This window comes from Psychromarinibacter sp. S121, assembly GCF_049801035.1.
Classification (GTDB): Bacteria; Pseudomonadota; Alphaproteobacteria; order Rhodobacterales; family Rhodobacteraceae; genus Psychromarinibacter.
Window position 1 is genome coordinate 157299 of record NZ_JBNAGE010000001.1, and the last position, 17159, is coordinate 174457.

Here is a 17159-nt window from a genome sequence, read left to right on the forward strand (position 1 = left end):
GGAAACGCACGATGGACCACGGCGGTTCCGTCCCGTTTGCGGCATCGGCGGAGGAGGGCGCATGGACAACGGCTGGGACGCCTCGGCAGAGGCGTGGATCGCGGATCAGGGCGATGCTGGCGACTTCTCGCGCCGCTACGTGCTGGACGCGCCGATGCAGGCGCGGGTGCGTCTGGCGGCGCCGGGGCGCGTGCTGGATGTCGGATGCGGCGAGGGGCGGTTCTGCCGCTGGCTGGCGTCCGAGGATATCGCCTGTGTCGGCGTGGAACCGGCGGCGGGCCTGCTGGCCGAGGCGCAAAGGCGCGATCCGGCGGGCGACTACCGCCCGGGGCGGGCAGAGCAGCTGCCGTTCGCGGACGCCAGCTTCGACATGGTCGTGTTCTATCTGACGCTCATCGACATCGAGGATATCCACGCTGCCCTTGCCGAGGCCGCGCGGGTTCTGACACCGGGCGGTCGCATCCTGGTCGCCAATCTCCAGCCCTACAACACGGCGGCGGACGCTTTCGAAAAGCTGGACGGCGGCGAACGGCGGCTGGTGATGGCGCGTTATCTCGAAGAGCACGACCGCTGGGACGAATGGCGCGGCATCCGCATCCGCAACTGGCACCGTCCGCTGTCGGCTTACATGACGTGCCTGCTCGATCTTGGTCTTGGTCTGACCTGTTTCGAGGAACCTGCCGCTACGGGTGGTCCGGACCGGGCCCGTGTTTCGTATAACCACGTGCCGTATCACTTCATGATGGAGTGGCGGTTGCCGGTAGCGGCCGGCTGACGCGGGAGGCGGGAATGCGGGATGGCGTGATCTACGTGGCGACGGGCGAGGATTACCTCGACCTCGCACGGGCCTCGGCAGAGAGCCTTCGCCAGACCAACCCCGGCCTGCCCGTGGACCTGTTCACCGACCGGCCACAGGCCGACGGGCTGGGCATGTTCGACAGGGTACACCGGATCGACCACCCCCATGCGCGCAGCAAGCTGGACTGCCTGCCGCTGACCCGGTTCGAACGGACCCTGTTTCTTGATGCCGACACGCTGGTGCTAAGGCCGCTGGGCGACCTGTTCGACGTGCTCGACCGGTTCGATCTGGCGCTGGCTCATGACGTCCGCCGCGCCTCGGCTCTGGTGCAGCAGGGGTTGCGCCACCGGACGCCCTACGCGGTGCCGCAGTTGAACTCAGGCGTCTTGCTATACCGCCGGTCCGACCCGATGCTGTCGTTCCTGCGCGAGTGGGCGGCGCGGTTCCACGCCGAGCCGTCGCTGGACCGCGATCAGGTGATCCTGAAGGACATGCTGTGGGAGGGCGATCTGCGCTTCTGGGTGCTGCCGCCGGAATTCAACCTGCGCCGCGTGACCAAGCTTGGCGCGTGGGAGCCGCTGGATGTGCTGCCGACGATCCTTCACAGCCATCGGCTGCTGGATCACCTGCGCGCGCCCGGCGCGGCGCGGGTCCGGTCGCTGGCCGAGGTGGTGCGGCTGGAACGGCTTGCGCTGGAAGAGGAATGGACGGCAGCAGGAGGGCGCCCGCCTGACTGGGGCTGGTAGGCCGTGGTGTCATGACAATCCCATGACCCTGCAAGTTGCCCTTGCTTCCGCGAACATGCATCTATTATTCGAACATAAGATGTTTATGGGCGCACAGAACACATGGCCGTAGGAAACTGGGATGAAGTCCGCACCGCGTATCAGGTGGCGCGGCTGGGAACCGTCAGCGGCGCGGCAAGCGTGCTGGGCGTCCACCACGCCACGGTGATCCGCCACATCGACGCGCTAGAGGAACGGCTTGGCGTAAAGCTGTTCCAGCGTCACGCGCGGGGCTACACGCCGACCGAGGCGGGGCGCGACCTTTTGCAGGTGGCGCAGGCGACCAACGACCAGTTCGGGCAACTTGCCAGCCGCATCCGTGGGCGGGGCGAGGAAGTCACCGGCGAGTTGCTGATCACCACGCTGGCCGGGGTCGTTCCGGCGATCATGCCGGTGCTGGTGAAGTTCCGCGCCGCGCATCCGGGCCTCATCGTGCGGCTGCTGACGGGCGAACGCCTCTTCCGGCTGGAATACGGCGAGGCGCATGTCGCGATCCGCGCGGGCGCCGCGCCGGAAGAACCCGACAACGTGGTGCAGTCGCTGGGTCGCGAGATGGGGACTTTCTTCGCGGCGAAAAGCTATGCCGACGCGCACGGTCTGCCGAAGGACGAGACCGAGGCCGACAAGTTCGATTTCGTCAGCAGCGATGTCGATGTCCCGCGCGCGCCCTTCGATATCTGGCTGCGGAACACCGTGCCTCTGGACCGGATCGTGTTCCGGTCCACCGATCAGTCGGTCACGAAATCCGCGATCCGGGCCGGGGCGGGCATCGGCTATATGCCGCTGTGCGAGGGCAGGGGCGATCCCGAGCTTGTCGAGGTCTGGCCCGCGCGCGAGGAATGGGCCGCTCCGCTTTGGCTGGTCACCCACGTCGACCTGCACCGCACCATGAAGGTACAGGCCTTCACCAGCTTCCTGAAGGAAGAGGCGAAGACCTGGCCGACCTGCTAGGGCGTCTCAGCCGCCCCGGACCAGATTGCGCAGCTCGAACTTCTGGATCTTGCCGGTCGAGGTCTTGGGCAATTCCTGAAACACCACCGCTTTCGGTGTCTTGAACCCGGCGAGTTCCGATCGCGCGAAGGCGATCAGGTCCGCTTCGGTCACTTCGTGTCCTGGCTTCAATTCGACGAAGGCGCAGGGCACCTCGCCCCATTTCTCGTCGGGCTTCGCGACCACGGCGCACAGCAGCACGGCAGGGTGGTGCATCAGCACGTCCTCCACCTCGACAGACGACACGTTCTCGCCGCCCGAGATGATCACGTCCTTCGAGCGGTCGACGATCTTCATATAGCCGTCCGGGTGCTGGATCGCGATGTCGCCCGAGTGGAACCAGCCGCCGCGAAAGGCCTCGGCGGTCGCCTCGGGGTTCTTGTAATACCCTTTCATCACCGCGTTGCCGCGAAACATGATCTCGCCCTGCGCCGTGCTGTCCATCGTGACCTGCGCGCGGCTTTCGGGGTCCAGCACCGTGCAGTCCTCTAGCATCGGCATCACCACGCCGGTGCGCGCCTTGATCGCGTAGCGCTCTTTCGAGGGCAGCTCGTCCCACGCGTCCTTCCACAGGCATTCGGTGCCGGGGCCGTAGACCTCGGTCAGGCCGTAGACCTGCGTGACGTTGAACCCCAAGGGCTCGATCGCGGCCAGCGTTGCGGCAGGAGGAGGAGCGCCGGCGGTGAAGACCTCGACCACGTGGTCGAAGGTGCGGCGGTCGGCGTCGTCGGCATGGATCAGGGTGTTCAGCACGATGGGCGCGCCGCCGAAATGGGTCACGCCCTCGTCCGCGATGGCGTCGTAAATCGACTTGGCGTCCACATGGCGGCAGCAGACCACGGTGCCGCCCAGCAGCGGCATCATCCACGTGTGGCACCAGCCGTTGCAGTGAAACAGCGGCACGATGGTCAGGTAGACCGGGTGCAGCACCATGCGCCACGACACGACCTGTCCCATGGTCGACAGGTACGCGCCGCGGTGGTGGTAAACGACGCCCTTCGGGTGGCCGGTGGTGCCGGAGGTGTAGTTGAGCGCGATGCTCTCCCATTCGTCCTCGGGCATGATCCATGCGTAGTCCGGCGCGCCACCCGCGATGAAATCCTCGTACTCGGGATAGCGCCCGGTGGCCGGGAAACCCGCGCCGGGGTCGGCGACCTCGACGATCTGAGGCGGGTGGCCCTCCATCGCGTCGACGGCGGCTTCTGCCAGCGGCAGGAACTGGGTGTCGACCAGCACCAGCTTCGCCTGCCCGTGGTCGAAGATGTAGGCCACCGTGTGCACGTCGAGACGGATGTTGATGGTGTTCAGGATCGCACCGGCCGCCGGCACCCCGAAATGCGCCTCGGCCTGCGCCGGGATGTTCGGCAGCAGCGTGGCCACGACCTCGCCCGGCAGTACGCCCGCGCCCGCCAGAGCCGAGGCCAGACGGGACACGCGCGCGTGGTACTCGGCATAGATGTGACGGGTCTGGCCGTAGACCAGCGCCTCGCGTTCGGGGAACAGGCGGGCGGCGCGGTTCAGATGCGACAGCGGCGTCAGCGCCACGTGGTTCGCGGGGCACTTGCCCAACCCGGTCTCGTCTGCCAGCCAGCCCATTCCGATCACCTCCCTGTCCCTGATCGATGGAAACGTTAGTGCCCTTCCGGGAAAGAGGGAATGCCGGACCTGCGGCTTTGGCGTTCCGCGCCGGTCACGGGTTTGCTAGCGTCCGTCCATGATCATTTCCCACGGCCGCCGCTATGTTTTCGTCCATATTCCCAAGACCGGCGGCACCGCGCTGTCGCTGGCGCTGGAGTCGCGGGCGATGAAGGACGACATCCTGATCGGCGACACGCCCAAGGCGAAGCAGCGGCGCGGTCGGCTGAAGGGGGTGCAGACGCGCGGCAAGTTGTGGAAGCACGCGACGCTGGCGGATATCGACGGCCTGATTTCGCCCGAGGAGCTGGACGGCATGTTCGTCTTCACGCTCGTGCGGAACCCGTGGGACCGGATGGTCAGCTATTATCACTGGCTGCGGGATCAGGAGTTCGACCACTCCGCCGTCCGTCTGGCAAAGCGGCTGTCCTTCGGGGCCTTCCTACAGCACCCCGCCACGCAGCTGTCGATCGGGGCTTCAACCACCGCAAGCTACGTGACCGATGCGACAGGCCGCGAGCACTGTGACGCCTTCGTCCGGCTGGAGCATCTGGCCGAGGATCTGGCCCCCGTAGAGGCGCATCTGGGTTTCGCCCTTGAGGTGCCACATTTCAACGCTTCAAGGCGCGCTAAGGACTACCGTCAATACTATGATGATAAATTGACAGAAACGGTCGGGTCCCTTTGTCGCCACGATCTGAAGCGCTTTAACTATACCTTCGGGTAGAAAACCGTTTCCTCGCAGGAAAGTATCACCGTTAGGCAGGGTTGACTAAAAACCACGTCGAAACTGTGACACATTCTTACCGTTTTCGCGCCGAACTCCCGTCGTCCGAATCAAACGTACTGTTGATCAAGCAATGGCACACGCCACACGAACGACACGGAGAGACAAACATGTTCGGCCTCGGCAAGGCTGCGTCCGCAACAAAAACCCGCACGCTTCGGCAGGAGACGGGTGAAGGGCTGGGCGCCGACCGGATCAAGGCTATGCCCACGGTTGTTCCGGGCATGCTTGCCGGTACCAAGGTTGCGACGGCCAAGGGCTGGTGCCCGGTCGAAACGCTGACCGAGGGCGATCTTGTCCTGACGTTCGACCGCGGCCTTCAGCCGCTGCGTCGCGTCACCAAGACCCGCAGCTCCACCGGCCAGAACGTGCCCCAATCGGAATGGCCGCTGTTCGTGCCGAAGGACGCGCTGGGCAACAGCCAGCCGCTTATGCTTCAGCCGACGCAGCCCGTGATGATCGAATCCGATGCCGCCGAAGTGCTGTACGGCGACCCCTTCGCGCTGATCGACGCTTTCGTACTGGACGGCTATCGCGGCATCGCCCGCCTGCAGCCCGAAGGCCCGGTCGAGACCATCGGCCTGTGCTTCGATCAGGACGAGGTCGTGTTCGTGAACGACGGCGCGCTGGTCTTCTGCGGCTCGGTCCGCGAGATCGCGGTCGAGGACCTTCTGTCCGGCGGGCTTCTGCCCGGTACCTATCGCAAGCTGGACGCGGACGAGGCGCTTTACCTCGTCGAGTGTCTCGAAACGGTGGACGCCATCGAAGACGGCGTTCTGCGTGACCCCCACGGCGGCCAGACCTTCTCGGCCCTGTTCGCCTGACAATTCAGATTTCGCTTCGGATTTCCCTCACACTCACAACACCAAGCGAAACTGGAAAGGGCGGCCCTGGGGGCCGCCCTTTTCGATTCTCTCAAGACAGCGGCCCGTCAGGCTGCGGCCTGCGCCGGCGGTCCGAACCGGCCGTAGAAGGTCTCGCCCTTCTCGGCCATCTCGCGCAGCAGGTCCGGCGTGGTGAACCGGGGGCCGTGGCGTTCGGTCAGACCGTCGCAGATCTCGACCGCCTTCGCCGCGCCGATCATGTCCAGCCATGAGAACGGACCGCCTGACCACGGCGCGAAGCCCCAGCCAAGGATCGCGCCCACGTCGCCCTCGCGGATATCGGTCAGCACACCGTCCTCCAGCGCGCGCACCGCTTCCAGAACCTGCGCGAACAGCAGGCGGTGCTGTACCTCGCCCACCTCGGGCTGGGTGTCGGCCAGCGGGTACTGTGCCTGCAACCCGTCCCACAGGCCGGTGCGCTTGCCCTTGTCGTCGTAGGCGTAGAAACCCGCGTTCGACTTGCGGCCCAGACGGCCCTGATCGGCCATCCAGAACAGCACCTCGTCCACCGCGCCATCGGGATAGGCATCGCCCATCGCGGCCTTGGTCGCCTTGGCGATCTTCACGCCAAGATCGATCGAGGTCTCGTCCACCAGCTGAAGCGGCCCCAGCGGCATCCCCACCAGCTTCGCGGCATTCTCGATCAGCGGCGGAGTGATCCCCTCGGCGACCATGCGGATGCCCTCGTTGATGTAGGGGATGATGCAGCGGTTGGCGTAGAAGAACCGGGCGTCGTTCACCACGATGGGCGTCTTGCGGATCTGCCGGACGTAGTCCAGCGCCTTGGCCACGGCCCGGTCGCCGGTCGCCTTGCCCTTGATGATCTCGACCAGCATCATTTTCTCGACGGGCGAGAAGAAGTGGATGCCGATGAACTGCTCGGGCCGCTTCGAGGCCTCGGACAGCATGGTGATCGGGATGGTCGACGTGTTGGTGGCGAAGATGCAGTCCTCGCCGATGACGGCTTCGACCTTCCGGGTCACCTCGGCCTTCACCTTCGGATCCTCGAACACGGCCTCGATGATCAGGTCGCAGCCCGCCAGCGCGGCATAGTCGGTGGTCGCGGTGATCAGCGACAGCGCCTTTTCCTTCTTCTCGGGCGTCGCCTTCTTCCGCTGGATGCCCTTGTCCATGTAACTCGCGGTATAGGCCTTGCCCTTGTCGGCGGCCTCCTGGCTTTGATCCAGCAGCACCACCTCGATCCCGGCCTGCGCCGAGACCAGCGTGATCCCCGCGCCCATCATGCCCGCGCCCAGCACGCCGACCTTCTTCACGGTCTGGTCCGGCGCGTCGGGGCGGTTTGCGCCCTTCTCCAGCGCGCCCTTGTTCAGGAACAGCGACCGGATCATCGCGCCCGAGGACGGGTTCATCATCACGTTGGTGAACCACCGGGCTTCGATTTTCAGCGCGGTGTCGAAGGGCACCAGCGCGCCCTCGTAGACCGCCGACAGCAAGGCCTTGGCGGCGGGGTAGACGCCCTTGGTCTTGCCGTTCACCATCGCGGAGGCGCCGACGAAGGTCATGAAGCCCGCCGGATGATAGGGCGCGCCGCCGGGCATCTTATAGCCCTTCTGGTCCCACGGCTTGACGCAGTCGGCATCGCCCGCCGACAGCACCCATTCCTTTGCCTTTTCAAGCAACTCGCCCGGCTCGACCACCTCGTCGACCAACCCGGCGGACTTGGCTTTCTTCGGCTCGACCGTTTTGCCTTCCAGCAGATACGGAGAAGCGCCCATCGCGCCCATCTTCCGCACCATCCGCGTCGTGCCGCCCGCGCCGGGGAACAGGCCGACCATGATCTCGGGCAGGCCGATCCGGGCCTTCGGATTGTCGGCGGCGAAGATGCGGTGGCAGGCCAGCGCGATCTCGAAGCCGATACCCATGGTCGTGCCGGGCAGGGCGCAGGCGATGGGCTTGGCGCCCTTCAGCGTTTTCGGGTCCATGCCGCCGCGCTCGATCTTCCGCAGCACGCCGTGCATCTGCATGATGCCGTCGAAGATGCCCTTCGCCGGGTTGTCCCCGGCGGCGTTCTTCAGGTCGGCCAGCACGTTCAGGTCCATGCCGCCCGCGAAACTGCCGGGCTTGCCCGAGGTGATCACGACGCCCTTCACGGTCTCGTCCGCCAGCGCGGTGTCGATATGGGCGTCGAGTTCGCGCAGACCCTCGAAGGTCAGCACGTTCATCGACTTGCCGGGCAGGTCCCAGGTGATGACGGCGACACCGTCGGCGCCGGTTTCATAGTGAAATTCGGTCATGTCGCTTGCTCCTCACACGCGCTCGATGATGGTGGCCGCGCCCATTCCGGACGCGACGCACAGCGTGGCAAGGCCGGTGCCCTTGCCGGTGCGCTCCAGCTCGTCCAGCAGGGTGCCGAGGATCATCGCCCCGGTTGCGCCCAGCGGGTGGCCCATGGCGATGGCGCCGCCGTTCACGTTCACCCGGTCGGCGTCGACGTCGAAGGCCTGCATGAAGCGCAGCACGACGGCCGAGAACGCCTCGTTCACCTCGAACAGGTCGATATCGCCGATGGACATGCCGGTCTCGGCGAGGATCTTCTCGGTCACCGGAACCGGGCCGGTCAGCATGATCGTTGGATCGGTGCCGATCTTGGCGCTGGCGCGGATGCGCGCGCGGGGCTTCAGGCCGTGCGCCTCGCCGAACTCTTTCGAGCCGATCAGCAGCGCGGCGGCGCCGTCCACGATGCCCGAGGAGTTGCCGGCGTGGTGGATGTGGTTGATCCGTTCAAGGTGCGGGTACTTCATCAGCGCAAGCTGGTCGAAGCCGGGCATCACTTCGCCCATGTCCTTGAACGAGGCTTTCAGCGCGCCAAGCGCCTGCATGTCGGTGCCCGGACGCATGTACTCGTCCTTCGACAGGATCGGCAGGCCGTTGATATCCCGGATCTCGACGATGGACTTGTCGAACCGGCCGTCCTCCCACGCCTCGGCCGCGCGGGCCTGGCTGCGGACGGCGAAGGCGTCGGCATCGTCGCGGCTGAAACCGTATTCGGTTGCGATGATGTCCGCCGAGATGCCCTGCGGCACGAAGTAATGCGCCATCGCGACCGAGGGATCGACGGCGACGGCGGCGCCGTCCGACCCCATCGGCACGCGGCCCATCATCTCGACCCCGCCGGCGATATAGGCCTGGCCCGCGCCGCCGCGCACCTGGTTGGCGGCAAGGTTCACCGCCTCCAGCCCGCTGGCGCAGAAGCGGTTGATGGCAAGGCCGGGCACCGCCTCGTCCAGGTCCGAGGCCAGCACGGCGGTGCGCGCAAGGCAGCCGCCCTGTTCGGCAACCTGGGTGACGTTGCCCCAGATCACGTCCTCGACGCCGCGGCCGTCCAGGCCGTTGCGGTCGTTCACCGCGTTCAGGATGTCCGCCGACAGCTTGACGGCGGTCACCTCGTGCAGCGCGCCGTCCTTGCGGCCCTTGCCGCGCGGAGACCGCACGGCGTCGTAAATATAGGCTTCAGTCATGGGAAGCGTCCTTCCTTCGTCAGGCCCGGTCAGAGGGGTTGCCGGGCATCAGGTCGTAGGGGTGTTTCCAGCCGTCGAGCGACTGGATGTTCGAAAGCCAGCGGTCGATCGCGGGATAGGCCGCGCGGTCGAAGCCGAAGGGCTCGGGATAGAAAAGGTAACCGCAACAGGTCAGGTCGGCGTTGGTCACGGCGTCTCCCACCAGCCAGTCGCGGCCCTCGAGGTGCTTGTCGAGGATGCCATAGGCGCCGCTCAGCCGGCCCTGCAGAAAAGCGATGGTGTCGGCGGGGCGCTTGTCTTCCGGCAGGAAGTTCATCAGAAACCGGGTGATGCCCGCGAAGCTGGAAAGCTTGTGGTTGTCCCACAGCACCCAGCGCAGCACCTCGTATTTCTCGGCGCCGTCACCGGCCAGTCTGCCGGTCTTGTCGCTGAGATACTGCTGGATCACGCCCGACTGCGTCAGCCGCACATCGCCGTCGACCAGCACCGGCGCCTCGCCCATCTCGTTCACCTCGGCGCGGTAGGCGTCGGACCGGGTCTCACCGTTGAAGAAGTCGACGAAGACCGGTTCCCAGTCGAGCCCCTGCACCTGCAACGCCAGCGCCGCCTTGTAGGAATGCCCGGATTCGCCGAAGCAATAGAGTTTGATCGTCATGGTATGGTCCCTGTAATCGGCCGCGGAGTGGGGGTTTCGCACCCCCACACCCCCGCGAGGTATTTCTCAAGAGAAGAAGGGGCCCGTTCACGAGCCGTTAATGATGTTCGCGCAGGCTCGGCGGCGCGGTACAGGCTGAGGAGCCGATGACCGCAAGAGGAGAAGCCTCGCCGGTATCCGCGACTGCTGTGCGCGGACCGGCGGGGTGGACAGGCGGCGTCCCCTGCTTCTTCTCTTTCCAAATACCTCCGCCGGAGGCGTCCCGCAGTCTCGGCGCGCGCGGCGGTCATGGTTTGGCACCTGCGAAGCCGCGGGCGATCAGTTCCTTCATGATCTCGTTGGTGCCACCGTAGATCCGCTGTATCCGCGCGTCGGTCCACATCTCGCCGACCTCGTATTCGGTCATGAAGCCATAGCCGCCGTGAAGCTGGACGCATTCGTCGAGGATCTCGCCCTGCGCCTCGGACAGCCACAGCTTCGCCATCGCCGCCTTTTCGACCGACAGTTTCCCCTCGAGGTGTTCCGCGATGCATTCGTCAAGGAAAGCGCGGCTGACGGCGGCCCTGGTCTGGCATTCGGCCAGCTTGAACCGGGTGTTCTGGAACTGCATCAGCGGGCCGCCGAAGGCCTGCCGCTCGCGGCAGTAGGCCATCGTGCGGTCCAGCCCTCCGTCGATCGCGCCCATCGCGGTGCAGGCGATGATCAGGCGTTCCTGCGGAAGCTGCTGCATCATCTGGTAAAAGCCCTGGCCCTCGGCCTGGCCCAGCAGGTTCTCGGGCGGGACCTCGACATGGTCGAAGAACAGCTCGGACGTATCCGAGGCGTGGCAGCCGATCTTGTCGAGGTTGCGGCCGCGGGAGAAGCCCTCGGCGCCGTCGGTCTCGACCACCACCAGCGAGGTGCCCTTGGCGCCCGCCTTGGGGTCGGTCTTGGCGGCGACGACGATAAGGTTGGCGTGCTGGCCGTTGGTGATGAACACCTTCTGGCCCGAGACGCGATAGGCATTGCCCTCGCGCACCGCCTTCGTCTTGATCGCCTGCACGTCAGAGCCCGCCGCCGGTTCGGTCATCGCCAGCGCGCCGACCAGTTCGCCCGACACCATCTTCGGCAGCCAGCGTTGTTTCTGCTCTTCGGTGCCGTAGGCGAGGATGTAATGCGCGACGATGCCCGAGTGGATGCCGTGGCCCCAGCTGGCGAGGTTGGCGCGGGTCTGTTCCATCAGGATCACCGCCTCGTGGCCGAAATCGCCGCCGGCGCCGCCGTATTCCTCGGGGATCGAGGGGCACAGCAGACCCAGTTCGCCCGCCTGCGCCCAGGTCGAACGGTCCATCTCTCCCTGTTCGCGCCAGCGCGCGAAGTGGGGTTTCCATTCTTCGGTGATGAACTTGCGCGTCATCTCGGCGAGCATCTCGTGCTCGTCCGTCCTCCAGCTGCCCGGCATGCCCAGTCTTTCCTCCCTTACCGTTTGCGCGCTTCGAGCTCCGAGTTGAACAGCCGCAGCCGCGCGACGAGGTTGTCCTCGTTCGTCACGCTGTCGAAATGTTCGAACAGGAAAGACAGCGCCTCGCCCTCGGTCAGTCCCGCCTCCTGCGAGAACTTGCGAAGGCGGCGATAGCCGTCCTCGGTCATGCCGACGGTGAAGTGGCGTGTCAGTCGGAACCGCTTTGGCATCTCCCCTCCTTCCCGGTGCGACCGGACCGGCGGGGAGAGCCCCGCGTCCTAGAAGCCGCTTGCGTCCAGCGCCATCACCGGGTCCGCGCCGGACTGGATCCGGGCGAGGTGCGTGGCGGTCGCTGGCAACTGTCGTGCCATATAGTAGCGCCCCGTGGCGAGTTTCGATTCGTAGAACGCTGCGTCACTGCTTCCGGCGTCCAGCGCGGCCCGTGCGGCCTTCGCCATCCGGGCCCACATCAGGCCAAGACAGACGTGTCCGAACAGCAGCATGAAGTCGTAAGAGCCCGACAGCGCATTGTTGGGGTTTTTCATGCCGTTCTGCATGAAATACATCCCCGCGGCCTGCAGGTCCTTGGACGCCGATTTCAGCGGATCGAGGAAGCCGTCCTTCAGGTCGGCATCGCCCTCGTTTTCCTTGATGAAGGTCTTCACGAGGTCGAAGAACGCCATCACCGTCTTGCCGCCGTTCTGCGCCAGCTTGCGGCCGACGAGATCCAGCGACTGAATGCCGTTGGTGCCCTCGTAGATCATGGTGATCCGGGCGTCGCGGACGAACTGCTCGATGCCCCATTCGCGGGTGAAGCCCGAGCCGCCCAGCGTCTGCTGCGCCAGCACGGTGGTCTCGAACCCCTTGTCGGTCAGGAAGCCCTTGATGACCGGGGTCAGCAACGAGATCAGCGCTTCGGCGTCCGCGTCTTCGGCCCGGTGCGCCTGGTCGATCAGCATGGCGCCCCAGTACATGAAGGCGCGGCCGCCCTCGACAAAGCTCTTCTGGTCCAGAAGACCGCGGCGCACGTCCGGGTGGACGATGATCGGGTCGGCGGGGCCGTCGGGGTTTTTCACCCCGGTCACGTCGCGGCCCTGCAGGCGGTCCTGCGCGAAGCCAAGCGCGTTCTGGTAGGCGACCGAGCCCTGGGCGAGGCCCTGCACGCCGACGCCCAGCCGCGCCTCGTTCATCATGGTGAACATCGCGCGCATGCCCTTGTGAAGCTCGCCCACGAGGAAGCCCTTGGCCCCGTCGTAGTTCATCACGCAGGTGGCGTTGCCGTGGATGCCCATCTTTTCTTCGAGACCGCCGCAGGACACCGCGTTGCGGTCGCCCAGCGAGCCGTCGTCGTTCACTATGAACTTGGGCACGATGAACAGCGAGATCCCCTTGGTGCCTTCGCCGCCGCCGGGGGCTTTGGCCAGCACGAGGTGGATGATGTTCTCGGAAAGGTCGTGTTCGCCGGCCGAGATCCAGATCTTCGAGCCGGTGATCAGGTAGCTGCCATCGTCCTGCGGTTCCGCCTTGGTGCGGATCAGCCCGAGGTCGGTGCCGCAGTGCGGCTCGGTCAGGTTCATGGTGCCGGACCAGCGGCCCTCGACCATGTTGGGAAGGTACATGGCTTTCTGCTCGTCCGATCCATGCGTGTGGATCGCCGAGTAGGCGCCATGCGTCAGCCCCTGGTACATGTTGAACGCCATGTTCGCGGAAACGAACATCTCGCCAACAGCAGAGGACAGGAGGAAGGGCATGCCCTGACCGCCATACTCCGGATCGGCATCCAGCCCCATCCAGCCACCTTCGCGCAGCTGGTCGTACGCGGATTTGAAGCCATCCGGAGTCCGGACCACGCCGTTCTCCAGCGTGCAACCCTGACGGTCGCCCACCGCGTTCAGCGGCTGAAGCACCTCGGACGCGATCTTGCCGGCCTCTTCCAGAACCGCACCGGTGAAGTCCCGGTCCAGTTCGTCGTAGCCGGGAATCCCGGTCTCGGTGACCTTCAGAACCTCATGCAGAAGAAACTGCTGGTCCTTGAAGGGCGCAGTATAGCTGGGCATTTCGGGCCTCCCTCCCGTCTTGACCGTATTACTCGGCGGCGGCCTGCTGGCTGTAGGACGTCAGCACGTTGGCGCTCCACTCGATCTCGGATTTGAGCTCTTCGATGGTGCCGCTCAGTTCGTCGCGCTGGCGTTCCATCTCGGACAGGCGCTCTTTCGCGGCGTCGTGCGCACGCTTGAGTTGCGCCTGCTCGCCGCCGTCGGACTCGTACAGGTCCAGGATCTGGCGGATCTCCTCGAGCGAGAAGCCGAATTTCTTGCCGCGCAGGATCAGTTTAAGCCGGGCGCGGTCGCGGCGCGTGAAGAGCCGTTTGCTGCCTTGGCGGATCGGGGCAAGGAGTTCTTTGGATTCGTAGAACCGCAGCGTGCGTGGGGTAACATCGTACTCGTCGCACATCTCTCGGATGGTCATGACTTCATCGGTCATGTTGGCCTCATCTCTTTTTATGTTCAGACGCCCCACATGACCGCAGATCCGAAGCGCTTCAAGCGCGGTTGACCCTAGGGCCGGTGTAACGTCACGTCATTTGTGAAGGTTGCTGGCTACGCCAAATCGGATGCTGTTTCATCCCGCAGAGTCTGCAATTCGGCGATGGCTGTCTCTAGATCTTCGCGCTGAGAATTCAGGACTTTAAGCTGGCGGTCAGCCATCTCGACAAGCACTTCCATCTGCGCACGCGTCCCCGATCGTTCGTAAATTTCAAGCCATTGGCGGATCTCTTCCAAAGAGAAGCCCCAACGGCGTCCGCGCAGGATCAGGGTCATCCGCGCGATCTCTTTCGGTCCGTAGAAACGTGAGCGGCCCTCCTTCTCGGGCGAAAGCAGCTCGATGTACTCGTAATACCGCAGCGTGCGCGCGGTCACGTCGAACTTGGCGCACATGTCTTTGAAGTTCAGCCGCGGGTCAGACATCGGTAACTCCCTCGTATGGAAATAGATAATGGGGCGGGCGACAAGGATCAATTGTCATCCGCACCGGCACGGGAACCGGCAGATAAATGTGCAGGCTCGCGATCGAAGCGGCGTGAGTGGCAACCGCTGATCCGCCCGCCATATGGGGTGTCATTCAACCGCCGGAAAGCGGGGTGCGACGAAATGGATGCGTGCCGCATGAATTTCGGGTCCGGACGCGCTGTGGGATAGGCCACGGCAGGTTGACCGGTGTTGGCTGCGGGCCGGAAACAAACCCTTGTATTTAATAAAGATTGTGCAGTTTGGCGCCCAGCGGCGGCGGGCCGGATCGACGCGCGCTGCACAGCGCGTGTGCGATACCCTGTGCAACTGCCTCTTGCGGCTTGTACGCCAAGGGTCGATTAATCGGCGTCGGCCAAAGGGCTGCATATCACACAGGATACGAGACCTGACATGACCTCGGATCAGCAAGCGAAAGACCGGATCATCCGCCAGTTCATCGAGGCGCTGCCCCATGCGCAGGCGCTGGGGATGCGGCTGGTCGCGCTTGGTCCGGGCGTGGCCGAGGTGGCGATGCCCTACGACGAACGCCTGATCGGCGACCCGGCGCGCGGCACGATCGCGGGCGGTGCGGTCTCGGCGCTGATGGATACCTGCAGCGGCGCGGCGGTGATGAGCCATCCCGAAAGCCCCGCGATGACCGCGACGCTGGACCTGCGGATCGACTACATGCGCGGCGCGACCCCGGGGCAAGAGATCGTGGCGCGGGCGGAATGCTATCACGTCACGCGCTCGGTCGCCTTCGTGCGGGCGCAGGCGATGGACGACGACCGCGACAATCCGGTCGCCGCAGCGACCGGCGCGTTCACGGTGGAGCGCACCGCATGAGCCGCCCGCGTCCCGAACCCGTTCAGGTGGTGAAGCAACGCCGCGACGCCGCGCTTCGGGCGCTGGTGGACGGCGTGCCCTACATGCGGTTCCTCGGCATCAGCTTCGAGCGGCACGGCGACGAGCTGACCGGGCTGCTGTCCTATTCCGACAAGCTGATCGGCAACCCGATGCTACCCGCGCTGCATGGCGGCGTGACCGCCGCTTTCCTGGAATTCACCGCCATCGTCGAACTGTCGTGGTCCTTCCTGTGGAAAGACATCGAAAGCGGGCGGCTGGATCCGGCGACGATCAGTCCCGGCAACCTGCCGCGCCTGCCGAAGACGATCGACTTCACGGTGGATTACCTGCGCTCGGGCTTGCCGCGCGACGCCTATGCCCGCGCGCGGGTGACCCGGTCGGGCCGGCGTTACGCCAGCGTTCAGGTCGAGGCGTGGCAGGACAACCGCGCGCGGCCCATCGCGCAGGCGGCGGCGCACTTCCTGATGCCCCAGTCGGCGCAGTCATGACCGCACAACAGGTCGGAGCCCTGACGCACGCCCGCGTGCTGCGGATCGCGCTGCCCATCGTGCTGTCGAACGCGACAGTTCCGATCCTTGGCGCGGTGGATACCGGCGTCGTGGGCCAGATGGGGGCCGCGGCGCCGATCGGGGCGGTCGGGATTGGCGCGGTGATCCTGACGACGATCTACTGGGTCTTCGGCTTTCTCAGGATGGGCACTACCGGAATGGTGGCGCAGGCCAAGGGGGCGGGAGACACCTCTGAAACCGGCGCGTTGCTGATGCGCGGCCTGCTGTTCGGAGCCGCCGCGGGTGCCGCGCTGGTGGTTCTGCAAGTGGCGCTGTTCTGGGGCGCCTTCCGCCTCGCGCCCGCGTCCGAGGAAGTCGAGACGCTGGCCCGCCAGTACCTTGCTATCCGCATCTGGGGCGCACCCGCCGCCATCGGGATCTACGCGCTGACCGGGTGGCTGATCGGGATGGAGCGGACGCGCGGCGTGCTGGCGCTGCAGCTTTGGATGAACGGGCTGAACATCACGCTGGATCTGTGGTTCGTGCTTGGGCTTGGCTGGGGTGTCGAGGGCGTGGCGGTCGCGACGCTGATCGCAGAGTACACGGGGTTGGCGCTGGGCCTCTGGCTGTGCCGCGCCGCTTTCGCGGGCGACCAGTGGCGCGACTGGGCGCGGGTGTTCGACCGGGCGCGGCTGAAACGGATGCTGGCTGTGAACACCGACATCATGATCCGCTCGGTGATCCTGTCGGTGTCCTTCACCACCTTCTTGTTTCTCGCCTCGGACCTCGGCGACGTGACACTGGCGGCGAACCAGGTGCTTGTGCAGTTCCTCGAAATCACCGCCTTCGCGCTGGACGGTTTCGCCTTCTCGGCCGAGGCGCTGGTCGGCGCGGCGGTGGGCGCGCGCGACCGGACATCGCTGCGCCGGGCGTCGATCATCAGTTCGCAATGGGGCGTTGGCGGCGCGGTGGTGCTGGGGCTGGTGTTCTGGATTGCGGGCGGCGCGATCATCGACCTGATGACCACGTCCGAAGCGGTCCGGGCCGAGGCGCGCGTCTATCTGCCGTGGCTGTGCGCCGCGCCGCTGATCGGTATCGCGGCGTGGATGCTGGACGGCATCTACATCGGCGCCACGTGGACGCGCGAGATGCGCGTCGCCGCGCTGCAGTCGGCCGCGGTCTATGTCGTGGCGCTGGCGGTGCTGCTGCCGCTGATGGGCAACCACGGGCTGTGGCTGGCGCTGATGATCCTCAACGCGACGCGCGGGCTGACGCTGTGGGCCAAGTACCCACGCAAGGAAGCGGGCGTGTCCGAGCCAGTGCCCGGCTGACCGCTTC

17 protein-coding genes are annotated in these 17159 nt (G+C 65.7%); 8 read left to right on the forward strand and 9 right to left on the reverse strand.

Annotated features, from left to right (window positions below; translation table 11 throughout):
- Positions 1-61: 61 nt before the first annotated feature.
- The 3 genes from ACP156_RS00785 (at position 62) to ACP156_RS00795 (ending at position 2535) form a co-directional block, all read left to right on the forward strand.
- Positions 62-775 carry a class I SAM-dependent methyltransferase gene (locus ACP156_RS00785; protein ID WP_425049378.1) on the forward strand — a complete coding sequence of 238 codons (714 nt, stop codon included), beginning with the start codon at positions 62-64 and terminating at the stop codon, positions 773-775.
- A 14-nt stretch (positions 776-789) separates the two neighbouring features.
- Positions 790-1545 (forward strand): hypothetical protein, encoded by a 756-nt coding sequence (locus ACP156_RS00790; RefSeq protein WP_425049379.1) that lies wholly within the window; start codon positions 790-792, stop codon positions 1543-1545.
- 102 nt (positions 1546-1647) lie between these two features.
- On the forward strand, positions 1648-2535 hold the full coding sequence (locus ACP156_RS00795) for a LysR family transcriptional regulator (protein WP_425049380.1): 888 nt from the start codon (positions 1648-1650) through the stop codon (positions 2533-2535).
- Between the two features lie 6 nt (positions 2536-2541).
- Here ACP156_RS00795 and ACP156_RS00800 read toward each other — a convergent pair whose 3' ends face one another.
- Entirely contained in the window at positions 2542-4170 is a 1629-nt protein-coding gene (locus tag ACP156_RS00800) for an AMP-binding protein (protein ID WP_425049381.1), read from the reverse strand.
- 118 nt (positions 4171-4288) lie between these two features.
- Between ACP156_RS00800 and ACP156_RS00805 the strand changes: the two genes are divergently transcribed.
- Both ACP156_RS00805 and ACP156_RS00810 read left to right on the forward strand, forming a co-directional pair.
- Complete coding sequence (locus ACP156_RS00805) at positions 4289-4936, forward strand: sulfotransferase family 2 domain-containing protein (RefSeq protein WP_425049382.1); 648 nt, start codon at positions 4289-4291, stop codon at positions 4934-4936.
- A 170-nt stretch (positions 4937-5106) separates the two neighbouring features.
- A complete protein-coding gene (locus tag ACP156_RS00810) occupies positions 5107-5820 on the forward strand; it encodes a Hint domain-containing protein (RefSeq protein WP_425049383.1) in 714 nt (237 codons plus the stop codon).
- 107 nt (positions 5821-5927) lie between these two features.
- Here ACP156_RS00810 and ACP156_RS00815 read toward each other — a convergent pair whose 3' ends face one another.
- The 8 genes from ACP156_RS00815 to ACP156_RS00850 all read right to left on the reverse strand — a co-directional run bounded on the left by ACP156_RS00815 (position 5928) and on the right by ACP156_RS00850 (position 14424).
- Complete coding sequence (locus ACP156_RS00815) at positions 5928-8135, reverse strand: 3-hydroxyacyl-CoA dehydrogenase NAD-binding domain-containing protein (protein WP_425049384.1); 2208 nt, start codon at positions 8133-8135, stop codon at positions 5928-5930.
- A gap of 12 nt (positions 8136-8147) precedes the next feature.
- A complete protein-coding gene (locus ACP156_RS00820; RefSeq protein WP_425049385.1) occupies positions 8148-9359 on the reverse strand; it encodes an acetyl-CoA C-acetyltransferase in 1212 nt (403 codons plus the stop codon).
- Positions 9360-9378: 19 nt separating this feature from the next.
- Entirely contained in the window at positions 9379-10014 is a 636-nt protein-coding gene (locus ACP156_RS00825) for a glutathione S-transferase family protein (RefSeq protein WP_425049386.1), read from the reverse strand.
- A gap of 286 nt (positions 10015-10300) precedes the next feature.
- Positions 10301-11455: an acyl-CoA dehydrogenase family protein gene (locus ACP156_RS00830; RefSeq protein WP_425049387.1), complete on the reverse strand. Its 1155-nt coding sequence runs from the start codon at positions 11453-11455 to the stop codon at positions 10301-10303.
- Positions 11456-11472: 17 nt separating this feature from the next.
- Positions 11473-11685, reverse strand: a complete 213-nt coding sequence (locus ACP156_RS00835) for a hypothetical protein (protein WP_425049388.1) — start codon at positions 11683-11685, stop codon at positions 11473-11475.
- A gap of 48 nt (positions 11686-11733) precedes the next feature.
- The gene (locus ACP156_RS00840) at positions 11734-13512 is read right to left on the reverse strand and encodes an acyl-CoA dehydrogenase C-terminal domain-containing protein (RefSeq protein ID WP_425049389.1); all 1779 of its coding nucleotides are present in this window, start codon (positions 13510-13512) and stop codon (positions 11734-11736) included.
- Positions 13513-13540: 28 nt separating this feature from the next.
- Positions 13541-13939 (reverse strand): MerR family transcriptional regulator, encoded by a 399-nt coding sequence (locus ACP156_RS00845; protein WP_425049390.1) that lies wholly within the window; start codon positions 13937-13939, stop codon positions 13541-13543.
- 116 nt (positions 13940-14055) lie between these two features.
- Positions 14056-14424 carry a MerR family transcriptional regulator gene (locus tag ACP156_RS00850; RefSeq protein ID WP_425049391.1) on the reverse strand — a complete coding sequence of 123 codons (369 nt, stop codon included), beginning with the start codon at positions 14422-14424 and terminating at the stop codon, positions 14056-14058.
- A gap of 453 nt (positions 14425-14877) precedes the next feature.
- On the opposite strand from ACP156_RS00850, the gene ACP156_RS00855 reads away from it, so the two are divergent.
- From ACP156_RS00855 to ACP156_RS00865, 3 genes are read left to right on the forward strand one after another with little or no spacing between them, the layout of a single operon-like run.
- Entirely contained in the window at positions 14878-15312 is a 435-nt protein-coding gene (locus tag ACP156_RS00855) for a PaaI family thioesterase (protein ID WP_425049392.1), read from the forward strand.
- Positions 15309-15821, forward strand: a complete 513-nt coding sequence (locus ACP156_RS00860; RefSeq protein WP_425049393.1) for a PaaI family thioesterase — start codon at positions 15309-15311, stop codon at positions 15819-15821. The genes ACP156_RS00855 and ACP156_RS00860 overlap by 4 nt, the downstream gene beginning before the upstream one ends.
- Positions 15818-17152: an MATE family efflux transporter gene (locus tag ACP156_RS00865; RefSeq protein ID WP_425049394.1), complete on the forward strand. Its 1335-nt coding sequence runs from the start codon at positions 15818-15820 to the stop codon at positions 17150-17152. Before ACP156_RS00860 ends, ACP156_RS00865 begins: the two co-directional genes overlap by 4 nt.
- Positions 17153-17159: the final 7 nt, after the last annotated feature.